The sequence below is a fragment of the Streptomyces sp. NBC_01012 genome, from assembly GCF_045162755.1.
Classification (GTDB): Bacteria; Actinomycetota; Actinomycetes; order Streptomycetales; family Streptomycetaceae; genus Streptomyces.
The window spans coordinates 5,546,125-5,568,676 of record NZ_CP108688.1; the positions used below are offsets into that span (position 1 = coordinate 5,546,125).

Here is a 22,552-nt window from a genome sequence, read left to right on the forward strand (position 1 = left end):
GCGGCCCCCTCGTGGAGGGCCGCACCCCGTGTCTCAGGGAGCCAGGGCCGGCGGGGCGGCGTCGACGCCCCAGTTCGTCGGCTTGCCGGAGAGCTTGATCCTGATCGTGCCGGAGTGGAGCAGCTCCTTGTGGGAGAGCCAGCTACGGTGCAGCCTGCCCCGGTCCGTGCTCACGGAGGACACGTACTGGAGCTTCGACGCGCTCGCGCCCGGGGCCTCGATGCGGATCCGCCGCCCGTGTTCGGGCCGGATCTCGACCTTGTCGAACATGGGCGCGCTGACGATGTAGTCGGCTGAGCCCGGCTGGGCCTCGAAGACGCCGGCCATGGCGAAGACGAGCAGCGACGAGGTGGCACCGAGGTCGTCGTTGCCCGGCATGCCGTAGGCGTCGTCGGTGAAGAGCGTCCGCATCGCGCGCAGTACGGCCGAGGTCTTCCAGGGCGCACCGGTCCACGCGTACATCCACGGTGCGTGGAAGTCGGGCTCGTTGTTCGGGTTGAAGGCGAAGTTGTTGTGGTAGTCGTACGCGCCGGTCACCCAGGAATCCGACGCGGCCTTCGCCGGGTCGGTGAGCACGGTCGGCATGTCGAAGAAGGTGTCAAGCCGCTGCTCGGCCTTCTCCTGACCGCCCATGAGGCCGAAGAGCGCCTCCGGGTCCTGCTGGGCGAGCCACTGGTACTGCCACGCGGTGCCCTCGTGGAACGCGCCGGACTGCGTGGGGTCGGGGTCACCGGCGACGGTGCCGTCCGCGTTCCTCGTGACCGGGAACCCCGAGAAGCCCTCCGAAGTGACGTCGGCGTCCCAGAGCTTGGCGAAGTTGTCGCAGCGCGGGGCGAGCTTCGCGGCCTTGTCCCGGTAGCCGAGGCCGTCGGCCATCGTGGAGAGCGCGCAGTCGGCGAGTGCGTACTCAAGGGTGGCCGAGCCCGCCTGGCGGCTGTCGCCGTACGTGTAACCGGGCAGGTCCTGGTAGCCGACCCAGCCGTTCTCGACGTATGTCGGGTTGCCGTCACGGCCGCGGAAGGCCGACTGGTCCGACGGGACCTCGTTGACGTTCTTCCAGAGCGCGTCGAAGAGCCGGCGCGAGGTGTGGTCGTCCAGCAGCCCGCGGTTGTAGAGGTCGACGACCCAGGGGGTGACGGGGTCGCCGCTCATCACGTTGGTCTCGCCGTTGCCGAGGCCCCAGCGTGGCACCCAGCCGCCGTCCTCGTGGACGCGCAGCACGGACTTGGCCATGTCGGTGGCCTTGTCCGGGGCGATCAGGGCCACCAGCTGGTTCTGCGAGCGGTAGGTGTCCCAGAGCGAGAACATCTGGTAGTACGTCGCGTCCGACCGGTGCACCTTGTCGTCGAAGCCGCGATAGCGGTTGTCGACGTCGGAGCCGATCGACGGGTGCAGCAGCGAGTGGTAGAGGGCGCTGTAGTAGGTGCGCTGGTCGGCGGTGCTGCCGCCCGCCACGCGCATACGGTTCAGCTCGTCCCGCCAGGCGTCGTGCGCACCCGAGCGGGCCTTGTCGAACGAAGCGGGCTGCTCGGCCCTGCGGTTGAGGCGCGCACCGTCGACCGAGGTGTAGGACAGGCCCACCGACGAGCCGACCTGGTCGCCGCCCGCCGGGTCGAACGACAGCCAGGCGCCGGCGCGCTGGGTGCCGCGCGACGCCTCACGGGTGCCCGGGGCGAGAGTGTCGTCGGACCAGGTGCCGAACGTCGAGAAGGTCCGGTCGAACTTCGCGCTGAAGTAGACGCGGTAGCGCTCCTTGCCGGTCTCACCGCAGAAGTTGCCGCCCTGGAGCCAGCCCTCGACGGTGTCCTTGCCGACCACCTCGATGTCACCGGCGTAGGTGCTGCCGTTGCTCTCGCCGGTCTCGATGAGGACGTTCTGCGCGTCCGATCCGGCGGGGAAGGTGTAGCGGTGCTGGCCGGTGCGCTCGGTCGCGGCGAGCTCTGCCCGGATGCCGTTGTCGAACGTCACGCCGTAGGAGCCGGGCGTACGGGTCTCGTTGTCGTGGCTGAACTTCGCCGCGTACGTCTCCGGGTCGGACGACGTGACCGCACCGGTGGTCGGCATGAACCGGACGTTGCCCATCGTCTGGCAGCCGACGCCCGAGAGGTGCGTGTGGCTGAAGCCGAGGATGGTGTCCTGCGCGTAGTCGTAGGACGCGTACTTGTTCAGCTGTGTGTCGGGGCTCAGCTGCACCATGCCGAACGGGGCCGCCGCGCCCGGGAAGGTCGTGCCGTCGCCGTTGTTGCCGATGGAGGTGTCGACGAGCGCGGTGGGGTCGGCGGCGAACCGCGGTCCCTGTTCCGCGGCGCCGGCGACGCCGGAGGTGACGGACACCGCGGCCAGGGTGGTGGTGATCAACAAGGTGGTGAATGCGCGCTGCAACGCTCTCATCGCGATCCTCTCGTAGACAACGTTGTCAATTCCGAGCCCGTTGATCTTTGCCGTTGCGCCGTCTTTCCGTCAACCTGTTCGTCAACCTGCTGTACGGGTCCCCGGGTGGGCTCGTTACCATCCCCTGTGACCGAAACCGCCGAACAAGGTGTATCCCGCACCCGCATACTCGCCGACCTGACGCCGCTGCGTTCCTCGCCCGACTACCGGCGGCTCTGGTTCGGGAACACCGTGTCCTGGATCGGACAGGGCATGACGTCCCTGGCGGTCTCCCTCCAGGTCTACGACATCACCGGGTCCGCGTTCTCCGTCGGGCTGATCGGCCTCTGCTCGCTCGTGCCGCTGGTGCTGCTCGGGCTGTACAGCGGAGCCGTCGCCGACACCGTCGACCGGCGCAAGCTGGGGCTCTTCAGTGCCGCCGGATCGTTCCTGCTCTCCCTCGTGCTCGCCGTGGTGACCTTCGCCGGGGTCGAGCACCTGGGGCTGCTCTACGCGGTCGTCGCCCTCCAGGCCGTGTGCTTCGCGCTCAACTCCCCGGCCCGCAGCTCGATGATCGCCCGGCTCCTGCCGCCCGAACAGCTGCCCGCGGCCAACGCGCTCAACGCCATGACGTCCACCACCGGCGGCCTGGCGGGTCCGATGCTCGGCGGCCTCATCGTCGGCTGGTGGGGCTACCGGTCGGCGTACACCGTCGACGCCATCACCTTCACCGCCTCGCTGTACGCGATGTGGCGGCTGCCCTCGATGCTGCCCGGCCGGGCGGCGGGGGAGAAGAGCGCCGGGCGGGCGTCCGTGCTGGACGGTCTGCGCTTCCTCGGCACCAGGCCCAATCTGCGGATGACCTTCTTCAGCGACCTGGGCGCCATGGTGCTCGCGAACCCGCGCGCCCTCTTCCCCGTGGTCGCCGTGGTCTGGTTCGGCGGCGACGCGAAGACCACCGGACTCCTGGTCGCCGCACCTGCGCTCGGGGCCCTCCTGGGCAGCGTCTTCTCCGGGTGGCTCGGCCGCATCCGCCGGCACGGGCTCGCGGTGCTGATCGCGGTGGCCTGCTGGGGCGGAGCCATCGCCGTGTTCGGGCTCACCCGGCAGCTCTGGCCCGGCCTTGTCCTGCTCGCGCTCGCCGGATGCGCCGACTCCATCTCGATGGTCTTCCGCAACACCATGCTCCAGGCGGCCGCGCCGGACGAGATGCGCGGCCGGTTGCAGGGCGTGTTCATCGTCGTCGTGGCGGGCGGACCACGGCTCGGTGATGTCGTGGCCGGCTCCGTGGCCGATCTGACCTCACCGGCCGTGGCGGTGACCGGCGGTGGCATCGCATGTGTGCTGGTGGTGTGCCTGCTGGGGCTGCGCTGGCGCGGCTTCGCCCGGTACGACGCGCGGGATCCGCAGCCGTGACAGCCGGTCCGCGCCCCGATCCGTCCCACATCAGCGCGGCCTGAAGGCGCCGAGGGCCCGGACGTCCCGGGGGAGGCAGGGTCAGCTGACGTCGGTGACCTTCGGCATCTCGCCCCCGGTCGTCGTCGGGTCGATGACCGAGAAGACACCGCCCTGTGGATCCGTCAGGGACGCGAACCTCCCGAACGGCATGGTCATCGGGCCGTACCGCAGCTGCCCGCCGAGCGACGTGGCCTTCTCCACGACCGCGTCGCAGTCCTCGACGCAGAAGTACACATTGAGGTGGGCGGGCACATCGGACGGGAACTCGTCCCCCATCTTCATCCGGCCGAGCAGCGGGTCCGCGCCGAGGTCGTAGAGGGAGAAGTCGATCGCGTCGTCGTCGACGTGCTTCACGCCGTAGCCGAAGACGGCCGGGAAGAAGGCGTCCGCCTTCGCCGGGTCCCGGGTGAAGACCTCGGCCCAGGTGTAGGCGCCCGGTACTGCCTGCGCCTCGAACCCCTTGTGGGCGTCCGGCTGCCACACCCCGAACACCACCCCGCCGGGGTCGGCGGCCAGCACCATCGTGCCGAACTCACCGACCCGCATCGGTTCCACCAGCACCTCGCCGCCGTGCTCGCGCACCTGCGCGGCGGTGGCGGCGGCGTCCGGCGTCGCCAGGTACAGACACCAGGCGGACGGCGCCTCCTGGCCGGGCGGCGGCGGCGAGAGCGCGGCCACCGCCTTGCCGTCCACATACGCCTGGGTGTAGTTGCCGTACTCCGGCATGGAGTCGCCGTAGGACCAGCCCAGAAGTTCACCGTAGAAGCGCTTCGCGCCCTCCAGGTCGCCGAACGTACCGTCGGCCCAGCAGGGGGTGCCCTTGGATTCCGCTGACATGACTCGGACCTTTCCGGTCGCGGTGAATGGGGCGAACGCGGTGCGTGATCTCCCCTGCCACGCTAAGGGCTGTCCCGGCCGGGCGCGCGTCCCTACGGACCCGCGGGGCCGACGATCGAGCGGGCGACCCCCAGCTCCACCAGGTCCTGGGGGCGCAGCCTGAGCTGGTCGGCGGTGGACCGTACCTCCTCGGGGCCGCGCTTCAGGATGGCCGCCGCCAGTTCAGGGGCGATCACCGAGAAGTAGCTGTCCGCGGTCACATGGGTGTTGTCCGGCGCTGCCAGGGCCAGCGCGCCGCCGGAGCCGCCCTCGCCGATCACCAGCGTCGTCAGGGCGACCCCGGCGCCCGCCACCGCCGCGAAGGCGTCGGCGATGGCGGCGCCCGCACCGGCACGTTCCGCCTCCGCGTCGTTGGCCGCGCCCGGGGTGTCGATCAGGGTGAGCACCGGGAGCCCGAGCCGGTCTGCGAGCCGGATCACCCGGGCCGCGGTGCGGTAGCCCGCGGGGCGGGTCGCGGTGCCGCACTGGGCGGCGTACGCCACGGGCCGCCCGGCGTGCAGGCCCACTCCGCAGAGCAGCCCGGGGTCCCGGCCGCCGCACCGGTCGCCGCTCAGGGACAGCCGGTCGTCGAAGTAGGCGTCCAGATAGGCCTCGGCCCGTGGCCGCGCCGCCGCCCTCGCCTGCTCCACCGCCGCCCAGCCGGTCGCGGGCAGGCCCGTGTCCGACAGGGCTCCCGGCACCGGGGCGGCCTGCGCCTGACCACCGGCCGCCAGGAAGGCCAGCCAGCGCCCCAGCGTCCCGGGCAGCTCGTCCGGGGTCACGACCGCGTCGACCTGGCCCGCCGCCAACTGCCCCTCGGCGGTGTACGCGTACGGATCCGCGTCGGCCGGCCGCACCCTGGACCCCCCGAAGCCGATCTGCGCCCCCGGCAGCGCCAGCACCACATCGGAGCCCGCTCCCACGGTGGCCCAGCCGCCCCCGGTCGTCGGATCCCGCAGCACCGCGATCTGCGCCTGCCCCTGGGCCCTCAGCCGTGCGGACGCGCCTGCCACCCGCTGCAGCTGTATCAGCGCGATCATGCCCTCCTGCATCCGGCTGCCCCCGGTGGCGACGAGCGAGACGAGCGGCAGCCCGAGCTCACCCGCAAGCGCGTACGCGGCCACCAGACGGTCCCCGGTGCTGCCGCCCAACGAGCCGCCCAGGAAGCCGAATTCGAAGGAGACCAGGACGCAGTCACGGCCGCCGACGACAGCCGTGCCGTACAGGACGGACTCCTCCTCGCCGGTCCGCGCCGATGCGAGCGCCCTGGACTCCGCGTACCCGGTCCAGCCGAGCGGGCCGTCCGGGGGAGTGGGGCCGGCGGGCGGCCGGTGTTCGCTGAAGCTCCCGGCGACGGCGTCGATCGCCGCCCGCGCCGACATGCGGCCACTCCTGGGGTCAGACACCGAGCGACCTCTTCATGATCTTGCCGAGCTCGTTACGGGGCAGCACGTCGAGGTAGCGGACGACGCGGGGGCGCTTGTGCGGGGCGAGCTGCCCCGCCACATGATCCGCCAGCTCCCGCTCCGCCGGGGGTGAACCGGGGTCAGCGGGGACCACCCAGGCGACGATCCGCTCGCCGAGGTCGTCGTCCGGCTCACCGGTGACGGCGGCCTCCCGCACCCCGGGATGGTCGAGCAGGGCGTTCTCGATCTCGCCGGCGCCGATCTTGTAGCCGCCGCTCTTGATGAGGTCCGTGGCCTTGCGCCCGACGATCCGCACATAGCCGTCAGGGTCGACCGTGGCCATGTCGCCCGTGCGGAAGAAGCCGTCATCGGTGAAGGCGGCCGCCGTGGCGTCGGGCCGGTTCAGATAGCCGGTGAAGAGGTTCGGGCCGCGCACCTGGACCTCGCCGATGGACGCGCCGTCCTGCGACGAGGCGTCCTGCGACGCGCCGTCCTGCGGCGAGGCGCCAGGGAGCGAGGCGTCGTGGAGCACCGTGCCGTCCTCGTCGACGAGCCTGAGCTCGACGCCGGGCAGCGGCGGGCCGACCGTCCCCGCGCGGGGTGCGCCGTCGGCCCGTACGCCCGTGTTCATCAGGGTCTCCGTCATCCCGTACCGCTCGATGACCCCGCGGCCGGTCGCCGCGGTGATCCGCTCGTGGTCGTGGACCGGCAGCGCGGCCGATCCCGAGACCAGCAGCCGGGCACCCGCCAGGGCCTTCGCGAGACCGGCGGGCGCGTCCGCGCCGTCCAGCGCGCCTGCCAGCCGGTGGTACATCGTGGGCACCCCGAACAGCATCGTCCCCCCGGAGAGCAGCTCCCGGGCCACCCCCTCGACCGAGAACCGGCCGAGGTGACGCACGGAGCCGCCCCTGCGCAGCGGGCCGAGCACGCCCAGGATCAGCCCGTGCACATGGAACAGCGGAAGCGCGTGGACGAGGACGTCGTCGCCGGTCCACCGCCAGGCGTCCTCCAGCGCGTCCAGCGAAGCGGCGACGGCCCGGCGGGGCAGCACGGCGCCCTTGGGCGGACCCGTCGTGCCGGAGGTGTAGACGACCAGGGCGGGGGACTCGGCGGACGGCTCGGGGAAGCGCTCCTCCTGGGAGCGGGCGGCCGTGTCGACATCCAGCCGCTCCAGGGAGCCCAGCGCCGCAGGCAGTACGTCGTCGGCCCCGGCCAGCACCATCGAGGGCGCGCTGTCGGCGACGATGTGCGCGAGCTCCCGCTCACCGGTCTTCGGGTTGAGCGGTACGGCGGGCACCCCGGCCCGCAGGGCGGCCACGACGGCGACCACCGTCTCCGGCGTGGAGGTGGCCCAGACGGCGACGCGCCCCGCGTCCGCGATCCGGGCGGCCAGGGAGGCGGAGGCCTCGGCCAACTGTGCGTAGGTCAGGACGTGTTCGCCGAACCGGACAGCCTCGGGGGAGTCCGTCCGGCCGGACGCTCCGCGCAACGCGGGCAGAAGAGAGGTCACACGCCGAAGCGTAGGGGGTGGCCTCGTCAGGCCGTCAGCTCTCCCGACGGATGGTCCGCATCCGGCCGTAGGAGTACACGGCGCCCGCCAGCGCCAGGTCGGAGAGCAGCATGAAGCCGATCGAGTACGAGTCCTTCGCGCTGTAGATGGCGCCCATGACCAGCGGTGGCACGAATCCGCCGAGCCCGCCCATCGCGCCGACGATGCCGGTCACGCTGCCCACCTCGGTCTGCGGCGTCACCTGCGAGACCAGGGCGAAGACGCTTCCACTGGCGGTGCCGAGCCCGGCCGCCATGCAGAGCAGCGCGGTCGTGCCGAGCGGGTCCAGCGGCGGGTCGAAGGCCTGGACGATGGCCGTCAGCGCCGCCACCAGCAGCGCCCCCGCCGTGACCAGGGCGGGGTGGACCCGGTCCGACAGCCAGCCGCCGACCGGCCGGAAGACGACCGTGACCAGCGCGAAGCCGGCCGCCTTGGTGCCCGCCTCGGTCGGCGACATCGCGTACCAGGTCTTCAGATACGTCGGCAGATACACCCCGAACGCGACGATGCCGCCGAAGCCGATCGCGTACAGCGCGGACAGCTCCCAGGTCACCCGCAGCCGGCCCGCCGCGCCCAGCCGGTGCGCCAGGGAGTCCGTGGGCACCGTGCGCCCCGGGCGGTCGGTGATGAGGACGGCGGCGAGCAGCGAGTAGACCAGCAGCGCCCCGGCGACGATCCAGAACGGCAGGTTCACGCTGTGCTCGGCGATCCTCGGCGTGAAGTAGCCGGACAGCGCGACGCCGCCCATGCCCATCCCGAACACCCCGAGCGCGAGCCCCCGTTTCGCCGGCGGGAACCACGAGTTGACCAGCGGGATACCGATCGCGAACGTAGTGCCGCCGAGCCCGAGCAGGAAGCCGACGGCCAGCATCGCCCCGTAGCTGCCCTTCGCCGGGATGAGCAGCAGCACCGGGACGATCGTCAGGGCGGAGACCACGGGGAACATCAGCCTGGCGCCGAACCTGTCGGTCAGCGCGCCCGCCGGGATGCGGCCCAGCGAACCGACGAGCACGGGCACCGCCACCAGCAGCGACTGCTGGAAGGAGCTCAGGCCGAGCCGGTCCTTGAAGTCGCCCGACAGCGGGGAGACCAGATTCCATGCCCAGAAGGTGAGCGTGAATCCGATCGTGGCCATGATCAGATTCCGGTAGGCGGCGGATCGGCTCGGGTCCTGGGCCGGGGCCCGCTCGGCGGTCGTGTCCACAGCGCAAGTCAAGGGCGGGCAGGAGGGCGTGGCACGGCGGGCTGGGCCATCCGGGTAAAGCACTCGCTCCGCAGACGCCCCATGGGCGAGGGGCCTCTCGGAGGCCCCGGCGGAGGGCCTCTCGACCGCCGTTTCCGGCTCCGGGCTGCGACAATCGCCGGTATGGAACGGCTGGACAGGGAGATCCTCGGAATTCTCCAGGAGGACGCCCGGATCTCGTACCGCGATCTCGGCGCACGCGTGGGGCTCAGTGCCAACGCGGCGGGGGACCGCGTGCGCCGCATGCGCCGCGACGGGGTGATCCGCGGCTTCACGGTCATCGTCGACCCGGCCGCCGACACCCGCTCGGGCCTCGTCGTCTTCATCGATGTGTCGCTGCGTCTCGACACGACGAACGAGGAGTTCGAACGCTCGGTGCTCACGCTGCCCGGCATCACCGAGGTGGTGCATGTGACGGGCGGCCACGACTACCTCGTACGCGCCACGGCAGCCGACCCCGGCTCGCTGGACGCGCTGCTGCGACGGCTGAAGAAGGACGCGGGCGTCGCCCACTCCAACACCAGGATCGCCCTCAGAGCGGCGCCTGCCAGATGACGGTCGGCGACCGGCTGCCGTCCTCGGCCCGCCCGTCGTCCGCGACCGCGAGCCGCACCGCGGCGCGCCCGTCGGGCAGCCGCGCCGTCGCGTCCACCTCGACCTCGACGGCCGACACGCCTGTACGCCGGTGCACGGCGGCCAGCGCGCCGCGCAGTACGTCGAGGAGCTCGCCGTCCACCGGCTCGGTCACCAGGGCGTCCACCGTGCCGGTGAACTGCACCGACGGCTGGAATCCCAGCGTCGCCGCCGCGCCGGCCGTCTCACGCAGCACCCGGCCGCGGAAGGTCGTGGGTGCGTCGGCCGGCGGCTGCTGAAGGGCGAAGATCGCGGTCCTGACCTCCTGGATGGTGGAGTCCAGCTCGTCGACCGCCTGTCCCAGCAGCTCGGCGGTCCCCGCGTCGCCCGCCAGGTCCTTGCGGCGGGTCGACTCCAGCATCATCTCCGTCGCGAACAGCCGCTGGACGACGAGGTCGTGCAGATCGCGCGCGATGCGGTCGCGGTCCTCGTAGACCGCCAGCTGCTCCCGGTAGTGCTGCGCGTCGGCCATCACCAGGGCGAGCGCCGCCTGGGAGGCGAACTGCGAGGCGAGCTGCCGGTCCAGCGCCGTGTACGGGGCCGCGCCGCGCCGGCGGGGGAGGGCGAGCGTCCCGATGAGCCTGCCGTCGTTCTGCAACGGCAGCATCATGCTGGGGCCGAACCGGGAGCGTACGTGCGTCGTCATCCGGTCGTCCGTCGCCGAGTCCTCGATGAAGACCGGCTCGCCGCCCAGCAGCTGGACCAGGACGGGGGAGCCGGGCGCGATGGTCGTGCCGACGATGCCGGCCGGGTCGTCGAGGGTGGAAGCGGCGACGATCTCCATCCCGCCGCCCGGGATCGGCTGGAGGATCACCCCGGCCGCCGCGCCGGCCAGCACCCTGGCACGCTCGGCGACGGTCATCAGGGCGTCCGTGGTCCCCGCGCCGGTCAGCAGCGCCCGGGTGACGGCCGCCGCCCCCTCGATCCAGTGCTCCCGCTGCCGCGCCGCCTCGTACAGGTGGGCGCCGCCGATCGCCGCCGCGGCCTGGGAGGCGAGCAGCCGCAGGAGCGCGGGTTCGGTGTCCGCGAAGCGCCCCGGTTCCTCGGCGGTGAGACAGAGACTGCCGAGCACCTCGGTGTGGACCCGGACCGGCGCCCCGAGGAAGGAGCGCATCGCGAGGAGCGGGGCCGGCATCGCGCGAGGGTGCGGGCCCGCCGTCAGATCCTGGACGCGCACGGCCTGTGTGTCGTCCACGAGAGCCCCGAACATCCCCGTACGCCCGTCCAGGAGCGGGCCCGCCGCCCGGCGTTCGCTGTCGGACATCCCGGTGGTGAACAGGTCGGTGACGTGGCCGTCCCTGCCGTGCAGGAGGGCCAGGGCGCCGTAGCGCGCCCCGGCCAGCGCCGTGGCGGTGTCCACGATGTGCTGGAGCGTGGTCCGCAGGTCGAGGTCCGTCCCCGCTGTCACCGGTGTGCCGTCGGCTATCGGCTGACGAGCGGGGCGAGGTCCAGCGGCTGGACCGTGCCGTCCAGCATCGCGCCGAGCCCCAGCACGGAGCACACGTCGGGCCGCTCGGCGATGCGCACCGGAACACCCGTCGCGTCGCGCAGCATCTGGTCGAGCCCCGGCAGCAGGGCGCTGCCGCCGACCATCATGATCCCGGACTCGGCGATGTCGGCCACCAGGTCGGGCGGGCAGTCGCGCAGCACCTTGCCCAGACCGTCGAGAACCGCGGTGAGCGGGGTGTGGATCGCCTGGCGTACGGCGGCGGTGTCGACCTGCACCGAACGGGCCAGTCCCGTCGCCACGTCACGGCCGTGGATCTCCGTCATCGCCGGGCCGTTGAGGGTGAGGCCGTTGCCCCGGAGCGCCAGTTGCAGCGGGCGCACGGACTGGCTGGGCAGCATCAGCTCATGGTGCTGGCGCAGATGCTGGATGACCGCGTGGTCGATGGCCTCGCCGCCGATCGGGATGCGTACGGCCCGCACGATCGAGCCGAGCGAGAGCACGGCGATCTGGGTGGTGGCGGCCCCGCAGACCATGATCATGGTGGCGGTCGGCTGCTCGACCGGAAGGCCGCAGCCGATGGCCGCGGCGATCAGGGTGTCGACCAGCTCCACCCGACGCGCGCCGAGCCCCACGAGGGTCTCGACGGCCGCGCGCTGGGCCAGCGGATCGGCGTCGTGCGGGACACAGGCGGCGGCCCGCAGCCGGGGCTTGCGGCGCAACTGGCGGCGGAGCTTCTCACCGAGCAGATGGCGCAGCATGCGCTGCGCCATGTCGATGTCGACGACGGTTCCGCCGGAGACCGGGCGGGCCACCCGGATGTACGCGGGCGTACGGCCGGTCATCTGTTCGGCAAGCGCGCCGACGGCGATGAGCGAGCCGGTGCGGGTGTTCACGGCGGCGACACTGGGCTCGTCGACGACGAGCCCCGCCCCCTTGACGTACACACGGGTCCTCGCGGCCCCGAGATCGACGGCGACATGGCAACGGCGCAGCTGTTCGAGACTGACGGACACGGCAGGTTCTCCCGAGAGCGCTGACGGGGGGCACCGGCGGTAGCCGGCTGTCCTGGCATCGTCGCGCCACGGCGGGGGCGGCGCGCGCTGGGTGAGCCGTAGGAGGGACCCGGGCTGACGGCGCGCCAGGTCGTCAGCGGGCGTCGTCGTCCGGCATCCGCTGGAACAGACCCCAGGTGAACTCGGCGACGCGGTTCCTGCCGTCGGCCGGGTCGGTGAAGGCCAGCGCCCAGCGGGTCGGCGCGCTGCCCTCCATGGGGCGCGCCGGGGCGAAGGCCCTGGCCACCTCGTCCACGGTGCAGGACCAGGGGCGCAGATCGGCGGCCGTGCGCAGCTCGGGGCCCGGGGCGCCGGGGGCGCGGACCAGCCACTCGTTCCACACGGCCCCGCCGGGGCCCGCCATCACCTCGAACCGCAGATCCGGCCAGAGCGGCAGCGGCCACAGCAGCGCGTCGCACTCCAGGTCGCCGACCTTGCGGCGTACGGACGTCTCGGGCTCGCCCAGCACCGAGCGGTAGCGGCGCAGCGCGCCCCGGCCGCGCGGGGCGCGCAGCATCGCCTGCCAGCGGCGGTTCGCCTCGCGCATGTCGGCGAGTGAGGCGCTCAGTTCATGGCGGGCTTCCTCGACGAGATCCGGCTGATGGTCGGCCATCCGGCGCAGCAGGACGAGTTGGAACTGAAGCGGCCCGAACGGGGCGGAAGCGGTCATGGATCCATCCTGCCGCGTGCACGGACGGAGGCGTCGCGCACCGGAGTTCTCGATTCCACACAGGATCCTCACCTGCGGGGCTTCCTGTGTTGTTCCGTGCACGTCTAGTCTGCGGGCGCAATGGATTACTGCCACCCGTGCCAACGGCACCTCAACGGGGCGCTGGCGTGCGCCGGTTGCGGGACCCCCGCCGACGCGCTGGACCCCTATGCCTCCGCTGCCCCCTCCGGCGGTACGGAGGAACCCGCCACCGAGACCCTGGAGTCCTCGGGACCCGCCGGTCACCGCCGCCGTGCCAGGAACGACACGGGACGCCGCCGCGGGGGGCACCGTCGGCGTGGCCGCACGCTGCTGCTGACGGCGGCGGGAGTGGTGCTGGCGCTGGGCGCGCTGAGCCTGGCCGAGCTGGCCATGGAGCCCGGGGGAGACGACGGCGCGTCGGAGTACGTACGCGAGGCCACGTCCGCCCCGACGGAGCCCGCTCCGTCCGCCTCGTCCCGCACGGAGCCCGACGGGGCAGGTCCTGTGGACGAGCCCAGCGCCGTGCCGGTCACCGAGTCCCGCTCCGCCACCGCGGGCGCGGACGCGCCCGCGTCGTCGTCCGCACCGGCCGGGCCCCCGTCGTCGTCCGCGCCCGCCGGCGCCTCGCCGTCCGCCTCGGCGTCCGGGACGGCGCCCACGGACCCCGGGGACACCGACCCGCCGGCCGAGCCGTCCGACCCGGGGAAGCCGACGGCGGACCCCACGTCGCCCGAGCCGTCGGACGACCCGGAGCCCACGCCTTCGCCCTCCGACGACGGCTGCTGGTGGTTCTTCTGCATCTGATTCTGGGGAAGCCCAGGTTCAGATGCCGTCGGCGTCGTCGCCCAGCATGCGCCGCAGCAGGTCGCGCAGCACCGTGCGCTCCGCGTCCGAGAGCTCGGCGAGCGGCTCCCGGGCGAAGTCCAGCGCGTCCCGCAGCTGCCCCGCCATCCGGATGCCCTCATCGGTCGGGGCGGCGAGCTTCACCCGCCGGTCGGCCGGGTCGGGGCGGCGTTCCACCAGGCCACGGAGCTCAAGACGGTCGACTATGCCCGTGATGTTGGACGGTTCGCACTTCAGTTTCCTGGCAACCTTGCGCATGGGCATCGGTTCCAGGGAGAGCAGCCCGAGCACCCGCGCCTGTGCGCCGGTCAGCGCGTGGGTGGCCGCGGCCCGGTCGTACTCCTCGTGGTAGCGCGCCACGACGCCGCCGATGAGCTGGATGACGTCCAGCGTGAGCGGATCCGTGCGCGAGTGGGTGGCCATGGCGTCCAGCGTACCGAATTACTTGACAAGGTGAAATATCTGGACGCATGGTTGTTTCATGTCCTGAAGCTTTCGCTTCCCGCCCGTGCGAGACCACCCCGTACGCCATCGAGTCCGTACGTCATCGAGGAGAACCCGAGCCCATGTCTGCACTTCCCACGTCCAGCCGCGAATGGCACCTCGTCGCCCGGCCGCACGGCTGGCCCGAGGCCTCGGATTTCGCGCTGCGCGAGGCGCCGGTGACCGCCCCCGGTGAGGGCCGCGTCCTCGTGCGCAACCTCCACTTCTCGGTCGACCCCTACATGCGCGGCCGGATGAACGACGTGAAGTCGTACACCCCGCCCTTCAAGCTCGACCACCCCATGGACGGCGGCGCGGTCGGCGAGGTCATCGCGTCGAACGCCGAGGGCTTCGCCGTCGGCGACCACGTCCTGCACGGCCTCGGCTGGCGCGAGTACGCCCAGGTGCCCGCCAGGTACGCGGTGAAGGTCGACGCCTCGCTCGCCCCGCTCTCCGCCTACCTCGGCGTGCTCGGCATGACCGGCCTCACCGCCTACGCCGGGCTGTTCGACGTGGCCTCCTTCAAGGAGGGCGACGCCGTCTTCGTCTCCGGCGCGGCCGGTGCCGTCGGCAGCCAGGTCGGCCAGCTGGCGAAGATCAAGGGCGCCTCCCGTGTCATCGGCTCGGCCGGCTCCGACGAGAAGGTCAAGCTCCTCGTCGAGGAGTACGGCTTCGACGCGGCCTTCAACTACAAGAACGGCCCCGTGAAGGAGCAGCTCGCCGAGGCAGCCCCCGACGGCATCGACGTCTACTTCGACAATGTCGGCGGCGAGCACCTGGAGGCGGCGATCTCCTCGTTCAACGTCCACGGCCGCGCCACCATCTGCGGGATGATCGCCCAGTACAACGCGACGGAGCCCACCCCGGCCCCGCGCAACATGGCGCTCGTCATCGGCAAGCGGCTGCGCCTCCAGGGCATGCTCGTCGGCGACCACTCGGCGCTCCAGCCGCAGTTCGTCCAGGACGTGGCCGGCTGGCTGGCCTCGGGTGAGCTCAAGTACCGCGAGACGAAGGTCGAGGGCATCGAGCACGGCTACGACGCCTTCGTCGGCCTGCTGCGCGGCGAGAACACCGGCAAGATGATCGTTTCGCTGGACGCCTGATTCGGACGGAAGGCCTATGCTCCGTGCAGGCCGTCGCGATCGTGGGCGCGAGTCGCGGCGCACAGCAGGAGGAGTATCCGCATGACCATCCAGCGCATCGACGTGGCCTACACCGCCGTCGCCACCGCTTCGAACGGCCGTGACGGCCGTGTCTCCACCGACGACGGCAGGCTCGACGTCGTCGTCAACCCGCCGAAGGAGATGGGCGGGAGCGGCGCGGGGACCAACCCCGAGCAGCTTTTCGCGGCCGGCTACAGCGCCTGCTTCCAGAGCGCGCTCGGCGTGGTCGCCCGCCAGGAGAAGGCCGACATCTCCGGCTCGACGGTGACCGCTTCGGTCTCCATCGGCAAGACCGAGGCGGGCGGCTTCGGCCTGGAGGTGGCGATCAGCGCCTCCATCCCGAACGTCGACACGGCCACCGCCCAGGCGCTCGTCGAGAAGGCGCACCAGGTGTGCCCCTACTCGAACGCCACCCGGGGCAACATCAAGGTGGAGCTCTCCGCCGGCTGAGGCCGGCCCTGATCGCGTAGGCCACGAGGGCCGCATTCCTTCCGCGGGGGTGCGGCCCTTTGCCGTGGGCGGCCGTGGGTGGCCGTGTGCGGTCGGGGGCGTGTCCGTATCCGGGAAAGCGCGCAGAGGCATTGACGGCCGAGGAGGTTGAACTCTACGGTCCCGTTCGAGGTTCCGAGCAGCATTCGAAATGTCGAACGAGTCGAACGAGTAAGGAAGCCATGACCCGCATCGCGCGCTTCACCCTCGACCCTGCCTTCACCGTCGGCGCCGTCGATCCCCGGCTCTACGGCTCCTTCGTCGAGCACCTCGGCCGCTGTGTGTACGACGGCATCTTCGAGCCGGGCCATCCATCGGCGGACGAGGCCGGACTGCGCACCGACGTCCTGGAGCTGATCCGTGAACTCGGTGTCACCGCCGTCCGCTACCCCGGGGGCAACTTCGTCTCCGGCTACCGCTGGGAGGACAGCGTCGGACCCGCAGCCGAACGGCCCCGTCGGCTCGACCTCGCCTGGCGCTCCACCGAGACGAACCGTTTCGGTCTCTCCGAGTACATCGGCTTCCTCAGGAAGATAGGCCCGGGGGCCGAACCCATGCTCGCGGTCAACCTCGGCACCCGCGGCGTCCAGGAGGCCATCCAGCTCCAGGAGTACGCCAACCACCCGTCCGGCACCGAGCTCTCCGACCGCCGCGCCGCCCACGGCGACCGGGACCCCTTCGGGATCAGGCTGTGGTGCCTGGGCAACGAGATGGACGGCCCCTGGCAGACGGGACACAAGACCGCCGAGGAGTACGGACGGCTCGCGGCCGAGACCGCTCGCGCGATGCGCCAGATCGACCCGGGAGTCCAACTCGTCGCCTGCGGGTCGTCCAGCCGCGCGATGCCGACCTTCGCGGCGTGGGAGGCGACGGTACTCGCCGAGACCTACGACCTGGTCGACTACATCTCGCTGCACGCCTACTACGAGGAGACCGACGGTGACCGTGACTCCTTCCTGGCCTCCGCCGTGGACATGGAGTCCTTCATCGAGAGCGTCGTCGCCACCTGCGACCACATCGGCGCGCGCCTGAAGTCCACCAGGAGGATCAACCTCTCCTTCGACGAGTGGAACGTCTGGTACCAGCGGCGCTTCCAGCAGGAGACACAGGAGAACCCCCTCGACTGGCCCGAGGCGCCCCGACTCCTCGAGGACAACTACAGCGTCACCGACGCCGTCGTCTTCGGCTCGCTGCTCATCGCGCTGCTGCGCCACGCGGACCGGGTGACCGTGGCCTGTCTCGCGCAACTGGTCAACGTCATCGCGCCGATCATGACCGAGCCCGGTGGCCCTGCCTGGCGCCAGACGACCTTCTTCCCCTTCGCCCAGGCCGCGCGGTACGGCCAGGGCCAGGTCCTGGACGTACGGGTGGACTCGCCCACGTACGGGACGGCGAAGTACGGCGAGACGGACCTGCTGCACGCCACCGCCGTACGCGACCCGGAGACGGGCGCCGTCACCGTCTTCGCCGTCAACCGCGGTCAGGACACCGCACTGCCGCTCGAAGTCGCCCTGGCGGGACTGGACCTGGACCGGGTCGTCGAGCACCTGGTCGTCGCCGACGCCGACCCGGAGGCCACCAACACCCTGGCCGAGCCGGAGCGGGTCGTCCCGCATGCCGCGAAGGGCACGGAGCTGACCGGCGGCACACTGAGTGCCGTCCTCGAACCACTGTCCTGGAACATGATCAGGCTGGCCTGACGCACACCGGCAAGCCGACGGCGCCCTCCCCCCGCGGGGAAAGGGCGCCGTCGCGCGGGGCAGGCGGTGTTACGAGCTGCCCTTGCGCTTGTTCCAGACGTCGAAGCCGACCGCTGCAAGCAGCACCGCGCCCTTGATGACCTGCTGCCAGTCGGTGCCGATCCCGACGAGGTTCATGCCGTTGTTCAGCACACCCAGGACCAGACCACCGATGATCGCACCGAGGACCGTGCCGACACCACCGCTCATCGACGCGCCGCCGATGAACGAGGCGGCGATGGCCTCCAGTTCGAAGTTGAGACCGGCCTTGGGCGAGGCCGCGTTGAAGCGGGCGGCGAAGACGAGTCCCGCCAGTGCCGCGAGCATGCCCATGTTCAGGAAGACCAGGAAGGTGACCTTCTTGTCCCGCACACCCGACAGCTTGGCCGCGGGCAGGTTGCCGCCGATCGCGTAGATGTGGCGGCCGATGATCGCGTTGCGCATCACATAGCCGAACCCGACGACCAGCACACCCAGGATGAGCAGCACGACCGGGGCGCCCTTGTAGCTGGCCAGCAGCAGCGTGACGACGAGGACGGCGGCGACGAGGGCGACCAGCTTCAGCAGGAACAGCTTGACCGGCGGCACTTCGAGGGCGAACTCCTGCTGCCGCTTACGGTCGCGGACCTCCTGGAGCACCACGAAGGCGATCAGGACGAGACCGAGCAGCAGGGTGAGGTTGTGGTAGTTGGTGTTCGGCCCGACCTCGGGCAGGAAGCCGTTGGCGACCTTCTGGAGGCCCTTCGGGAAGGGGCCGAGGGTCTGGCCCTGCAGGACGATCTCCGTCAGACCGCGGAAGAGCAGCATGCCCGCGAGGGTCACGATGAAGGAGGGTATGCCGAGATAGGCGATGAAGAAGCCCTGCACCGAGCCCGCGACGGCGCCGATGGCCAGGCAGAGCACCACGGCGAGCGGCCAGGAGAGATCGTGTTCGACCATCAGCACGGCGGACATCGCGCCGATGAACGCGGTCAGTGAACCGACCGAGAGGTCGATGTGGCCCGCGATGATGACGAGCATCATGCCGATCGCGAGGATCAGGATGTAGCTGTTCTGCAGTACCAGGTTGGAGACGTTGCGCGGCAGCAGCAGGTCGCCGCCCGACCACACCGCGAACAGCACCACGATCAGACCGAGGGCCATCAGCATGCCGTACTGACGCATGTTGCGGCGCATGCCGCCGATCATCAGCTGCAACAGGCCGTCGCCGGACGCCGATTCGTCCTTGCCCGGCGGCGACGGCGGGGTCTTGGCGGTCACATCGGTGCTCATCGGGTTACCTCTTTGTCCTTCGTCATCTGACGCATCAGCGCTTCCTGCGAGGCCTCGGCCCGCGAGAACTCACCCGTCAGCCGTCCCGCGGCCATCGTGTAGATGCGGTCGCACATGCCGAGCAGCTCCGGCAGTTCGGAGGAAATGAAGACGACCGCCTTGCCGTCGGCCGCCAGCCGGTCGATGACCGTGTAGATCTCGTACTTGGCGCCCACGTCGATGCCGCGCGTGGGCTCGTCCAGGATCAGCACCTCGGGACCCGCGAAGATCCACTTGCTGAGGACGACCTTCTGCTGGTTGCCGCCGGACAGCTTGCCCACCGGCTCGAAGACCGTCGGAGCCTTGATGTTCATGGACCTGCGGAAGTCCTCGGCGACCTGCTGTTCACCGTGTTCGTCGACCACACCCCGCTTGGCGACCTTGCCGAGAGCAGTCAGCGAGATGTTCCGGTTGATGGTGTCGATGAGGTTGAGGCCGTAGTGCTTACGGTCCTCGGTGGCGTAGGCGATGCCGTGCCCGACCGCCTCGGGGACGGTCTTCGTACGGATCTCCTTGCCGTCCCTGAGGACGGTGCCGCCCGCGTACCGGCCGTAGGAGCGCCCGAACACGCTCATCGCCAGCTCGGTGCGGCCCGCGCCCATCAGACCGGCGATCCCGACGATCTCGCCGCGCCGCACCTCGATCGAGACATCGTCGACGACCTTGCGCTGCTGGTCGACAGGGTGGTGCACGGTCCAGTTGCGGATCTCCAGAGCGGGCGCCGTCCCCTCCTCCGGGTGGTGCGGGGTCCGGTCGGGGAAGCGGTTCTCCAGGTCGCGGCCGACCATCCCGCTGATGATCCGGTCCTCGGTCGTCTCCGCGGCCTTCACATCGAGCGTCTCGACCGAGCGCCCGTCGCGGAGGATCGTGACCGAGTCGGCGACCCGGCGGATCTCGTTCAGCTTGTGCGAGATGATGATCGAGGTCATGCCCTGTTCCTTCAACGAAAGGATCAGGTCCAGGAGTTTGCCGCTGTCCTCGTCGTTGAGCGCCGCCGTCGGCTCGTCGAGGATGAGCAGCTTCACCTTCTTCGACAGCGCCTTGGCGATCTCCACCAGCTGCTGCTTGCCGACGCCGATGTCGGCGACCCGGGTCTCCGGGTGCTCGTCGAGGCCGACCCTGCGCAGCAGTTCGCTCGCGTGCCGCAGGGTGTCGTTCCAGTTGATCAGCCCGCGCTTGGCGTGCTCGTTGCCGAGGAAGATGTTCTCCGCGATCGACAGGTACGGCACCAGCGCCAGTTCCTGATGGATGATCACGATGCCGTGCTGCTCGCTCGCCCTGATGTCCTTGAACCGGCAGGTCTCGCTCTCGAAGAGGATGTCCCCTTCGTAGCTGCCGTGCGGATGGACGCCGGAGAGCACCTTCATCAGGGTCGACTTGCCGGCGCCGTTCTCCCCGCAGATGGCGTGGACCTCGCCCTGACGGACAGTCAATGTGACGTCCGAAAGCGCCTTCACACCGGGGAAGGTCTTGACGATCGAGCGCATTTCCAGGACGGGTCCCGCCATGGTCTTGCCTTCCAATCCTTGAGGGGCCCGGTTACTTGAGGTCGTTCTCGGTGTAGTAGCCGTCGTCGATCAGCGCCTCCTTGTAGTTGGACTTGTCGACGCTGACCGGCTGGAGCAGATAGGCGGGGACGACCTTGACACCGTTGTCGTAGGACTTGGTGTCGTTCACCTCGGGCTTCTTGTCGTTCAGGGAGGCCTCGACCATGTTCGACGCGACCTTGGCGAGCTTGCGCAGGTCCTTGTAGACGGTCTGCGTCTGCTCACCGGCGATGATCGACTTCACGGAGGCGAGCTCCGCGTCCTGGCCCGTGACCACCGGCATGGGCTTGGACTTGGAGCCGTAGCCGTCCGACTTCAGGGCGGAGAGGATGCCGATGGAGATGCCGTCGTACGGCGAGAGCACCGCGTCCACCTTGGCGCTGCGGTAGGTGGACGTCAGCAGGTCGTCCATGCGGCGCTGCGCGGCGCCGCCGTCCCAGCGCAGGGTGGTGATCTGGGTGAGCTTGGTCTGCTTGGACTTGACGACCAGCTCGCCCTTGTCCACGTACGGCTTCAGGACGTTCATCGCGCCCTGGAAGAAGTACCGGGTGTTGTTGTCGTCGTTGGAGCCGCCGAACAGCTCGATGTTGAAGGGGCCCTTCTTGCCGTCCTTCAGGCCGAGCTTGTCGACGATGTACGAGCCCTGGAGCTCGCCGACCTTCTCGTTGTCGAACGAGGCGTAGTAGTCGACGTTCTCCGTGCCGAGGATCAGCCGGTCGTAGGAGATCACCGGGATGTCGGCTTCCTTCGCCTGCTGCATCACGTTGTTGAGCGACTTGTTGTCGATCGCCGCGATGATCAGGGCGTCCACACCCTGCGTGATCATGTTCTCGATCTGCGAGACCTGCTGGTCCGGGTCGTCCTCGCCGTAGACCAGCTTGGGCTTGTAGCCCTTGGCCTTCAGCTCCTTCACGACGTTGGCGCCGTCGGCGATCCAGCGCTCGGAGGACTTGGTCGGCATGGCGACGCCGACGGTGGCGCCTTCGGAGCCACCCTTCTTCTCCTCGCCGCCGCCTTCACTGTTCTGGCCGCAGGCGGTCAGAGCGAGGGCGAGGGAGGCGGTGGAGGCTATGGCGGCAAGTGCGGCTCTGCGGTTGCGCATAGTCATCATCCTTGATGTGGGTCAGGGCCCGGTCCGTTGGCGCCGGAACACCCGGGGCGGATCGACCGAGAACAGTTGTGTGGGATTGTGCGCGACTGTGTCTTCTTTTGAGCGAAGAGTTTCCGGAACGTTATGACGAGAGGGCGAACCGGTTGAGCGGGCCCGGGAGTCGGGAGCCGAGAGGAGACATTCCTCCGTCCGCTCCGTGCCGGGCCAGCAGATCGAGGGCGAGGCGTCCGCGCCGGACGCGCTCGCGTGCCGAGTTCAGCGCGAGGTCGCGCAGATGGTGGCCGTAGGGGTAGATGCCGGGGGCCTTGGAGAGGCCGAACTTGAGGTAGATCGGGGCGCCGCGCCGGATCAGCTCCGCCGCCTCGTACATCCGCACATAGCCGCCGAGGTCGTCAGGTGCCTCGATGTAGAGGTCCATCGGAGCCCGTGAGGCCCGGCGGATCTCGGTGAACTGAGCGAGCGTCAGGTCGGAGGGGATGTTGACCGAGTCGGCGCCGAGCTGCTCGAACACGGCGTACGAGGCCGGGTTCACCGGCCCGATGAGCGCCGACACCTTGAAGGTGGTGTCCTCGGGCAGCACACCCTGCGCACGCAGCCTGTGCAGGGTCCACAGCACCCCCTCGTCGGCCACGAGCAGGCACTTCACGCCCAGCGCGGACGCGCGCAGGGCGTCCTCCACGCAGCCGGCCAGGGCGTCATGGCCCCGGGCGCGCAGGCCGGCGCCTCCGGAGTCCGTACGCACGGAGGCGCCGGTGTCCCAGGTGCCGCGCGGGCCGGTGAACAGGCAGAGCTCGATGCCCCGTTCGGCGCAGCCGTCCACCATCTCGGTGATCTCCGCGTCGGTCAGCATCCAGATGCCGCTGCCCTGGCTGATGCGGTGGACCGGGACGTCGAGCCTCGCGGACTCGTCCAGTACGACACCGAGGGCCTCGGGACCCTCCACGGACGGCACCTCGGTGCGCCAGCTCCCGCCGTCGGGGAAGGAGTGCGGGGAGGCGTCGGCCGGGGACAGGAGTGCCGGGCCGAGGCCGAGGGCGGTGAGCGCGTCGTCGCCGGGGCGGCGGGGGCCGGCTGTACCGGGGGAGGAGACAGGGGCGTCGGTCACGACTGGTCCTTCATGTTCGGTATTTCGGACGAA

19 protein-coding genes are annotated in these 22,552 nt (G+C 70.7%); 6 read left to right on the forward strand and 13 right to left on the reverse strand.

Going from position 1 to position 22,552, the window contains the following annotated elements; genetic code table 11:
- Positions 1-33 precede the first annotated feature (33 nt).
- Positions 34-2,391, reverse strand: coding sequence for a GH92 family glycosyl hydrolase (locus tag OG623_RS24840; RefSeq protein ID WP_406149339.1), 2,358 nt, complete (start codon positions 2,389-2,391; stop codon positions 34-36).
- Positions 2,392-2,517: 126 nt separating this feature from the next.
- Between OG623_RS24840 and OG623_RS24845 the strand changes: the two genes are divergently transcribed.
- On the forward strand, positions 2,518-3,786 hold the full coding sequence (locus OG623_RS24845; protein ID WP_406149341.1) for an MFS transporter: 1,269 nt from the start codon (positions 2,518-2,520) through the stop codon (positions 3,784-3,786).
- 81 nt (positions 3,787-3,867) lie between these two features.
- On the opposite strand, the gene OG623_RS24850 is transcribed toward OG623_RS24845, so the two are convergent.
- The 4 genes from OG623_RS24850 to OG623_RS24865 all read right to left on the reverse strand — a co-directional run bounded on the left by OG623_RS24850 (position 3,868) and on the right by OG623_RS24865 (position 8,794).
- The gene (locus OG623_RS24850) at positions 3,868-4,665 is read right to left on the reverse strand and encodes a VOC family protein (protein ID WP_406149343.1); all 798 of its coding nucleotides are present in this window, start codon (positions 4,663-4,665) and stop codon (positions 3,868-3,870) included.
- A 92-nt stretch (positions 4,666-4,757) separates the two neighbouring features.
- On the reverse strand, positions 4,758-6,086 hold the full coding sequence (locus OG623_RS24855; RefSeq protein ID WP_406149345.1) for a carboxyl transferase domain-containing protein: 1,329 nt from the start codon (positions 6,084-6,086) through the stop codon (positions 4,758-4,760).
- A 16-nt stretch (positions 6,087-6,102) separates the two neighbouring features.
- A complete protein-coding gene (locus tag OG623_RS24860) occupies positions 6,103-7,620 on the reverse strand; it encodes an acyl-CoA synthetase (protein ID WP_406149347.1) in 1,518 nt (505 codons plus the stop codon).
- 34 nt (positions 7,621-7,654) lie between these two features.
- On the reverse strand, positions 7,655-8,794 hold the full coding sequence (locus OG623_RS24865) for a nitrate/nitrite transporter (RefSeq protein ID WP_406151989.1): 1,140 nt from the start codon (positions 8,792-8,794) through the stop codon (positions 7,655-7,657).
- Positions 8,795-9,025: 231 nt separating this feature from the next.
- On the opposite strand from OG623_RS24865, the gene OG623_RS24870 reads away from it, so the two are divergent.
- Positions 9,026-9,457: an Lrp/AsnC family transcriptional regulator gene (locus tag OG623_RS24870; protein ID WP_406149349.1), complete on the forward strand. Its 432-nt coding sequence runs from the start codon at positions 9,026-9,028 to the stop codon at positions 9,455-9,457.
- Here OG623_RS24870 and OG623_RS24875 read toward each other — a convergent pair.
- From OG623_RS24875 to OG623_RS24885, 3 genes are all read right to left on the reverse strand, one after another.
- A complete protein-coding gene (locus tag OG623_RS24875) occupies positions 9,435-10,943 on the reverse strand; it encodes a GAF domain-containing protein (protein ID WP_406149351.1) in 1,509 nt (502 codons plus the stop codon). The two genes, OG623_RS24870 and OG623_RS24875, sit on opposite strands and share 23 nt — an antisense overlap.
- Before the next feature lie 14 nt (positions 10,944-10,957).
- Entirely contained in the window at positions 10,958-11,998 is a 1,041-nt protein-coding gene (locus OG623_RS24880; RefSeq protein ID WP_406149353.1) for a rod shape-determining protein, read from the reverse strand.
- A 133-nt stretch (positions 11,999-12,131) separates the two neighbouring features.
- Entirely contained in the window at positions 12,132-12,707 is a 576-nt protein-coding gene (locus OG623_RS24885; RefSeq protein ID WP_406149355.1) for a hypothetical protein, read from the reverse strand.
- Between the two features lie 120 nt (positions 12,708-12,827).
- On the opposite strand from OG623_RS24885, the gene OG623_RS24890 reads away from it, so the two are divergent.
- Positions 12,828-13,532: a hypothetical protein gene (locus OG623_RS24890; protein ID WP_406149357.1), complete on the forward strand. Its 705-nt coding sequence runs from the start codon at positions 12,828-12,830 to the stop codon at positions 13,530-13,532.
- Between the two features lie 18 nt (positions 13,533-13,550).
- Here OG623_RS24890 and OG623_RS24895 read toward each other — a convergent pair whose 3' ends face one another.
- On the reverse strand, positions 13,551-13,994 hold the full coding sequence (locus OG623_RS24895) for a MarR family winged helix-turn-helix transcriptional regulator (RefSeq protein WP_406149359.1): 444 nt from the start codon (positions 13,992-13,994) through the stop codon (positions 13,551-13,553).
- A gap of 143 nt (positions 13,995-14,137) precedes the next feature.
- Here OG623_RS24895 and OG623_RS24900 point away from each other — a divergent pair, with 143 nt between their 5' ends.
- From OG623_RS24900 to OG623_RS24910, 3 genes are all read left to right on the forward strand, one after another.
- Positions 14,138-15,157: an NADP-dependent oxidoreductase gene (locus OG623_RS24900; protein WP_406149361.1), complete on the forward strand. Its 1,020-nt coding sequence runs from the start codon at positions 14,138-14,140 to the stop codon at positions 15,155-15,157.
- Positions 15,158-15,238: 81 nt separating this feature from the next.
- On the forward strand, positions 15,239-15,667 hold the full coding sequence (locus OG623_RS24905; protein WP_406149363.1) for an organic hydroperoxide resistance protein: 429 nt from the start codon (positions 15,239-15,241) through the stop codon (positions 15,665-15,667).
- A 221-nt stretch (positions 15,668-15,888) separates the two neighbouring features.
- Positions 15,889-17,406 (forward strand): alpha-N-arabinofuranosidase, encoded by a 1,518-nt coding sequence (locus tag OG623_RS24910; RefSeq protein ID WP_406149365.1) that lies wholly within the window; start codon positions 15,889-15,891, stop codon positions 17,404-17,406.
- Between the two features lie 69 nt (positions 17,407-17,475).
- On the opposite strand, the gene mmsB is transcribed toward OG623_RS24910, so the two are convergent.
- From mmsB to OG623_RS24930, 4 genes are all read right to left on the reverse strand, one after another.
- Positions 17,476-18,717, reverse strand: coding sequence for a multiple monosaccharide ABC transporter permease (gene mmsB / locus OG623_RS24915; protein WP_406149367.1), 1,242 nt, complete (start codon positions 18,715-18,717; stop codon positions 17,476-17,478).
- On the reverse strand, positions 18,714-20,264 hold the full coding sequence (mmsA, locus tag OG623_RS24920) for a multiple monosaccharide ABC transporter ATP-binding protein (protein WP_406149369.1): 1,551 nt from the start codon (positions 20,262-20,264) through the stop codon (positions 18,714-18,716). The genes mmsB and mmsA overlap by 4 nt, the downstream gene beginning before the upstream one ends.
- 31 nt (positions 20,265-20,295) lie before the next feature.
- Positions 20,296-21,405 (reverse strand): multiple monosaccharide ABC transporter substrate-binding protein, encoded by a 1,110-nt coding sequence (gene chvE, locus OG623_RS24925; protein WP_406149371.1) that lies wholly within the window; start codon positions 21,403-21,405, stop codon positions 20,296-20,298.
- Between the two features lie 130 nt (positions 21,406-21,535).
- Positions 21,536-22,519, reverse strand: a complete 984-nt coding sequence (locus OG623_RS24930; RefSeq protein WP_406149373.1) for a hypothetical protein — start codon at positions 22,517-22,519, stop codon at positions 21,536-21,538.
- Positions 22,520-22,552 lie beyond the last annotated feature (33 nt).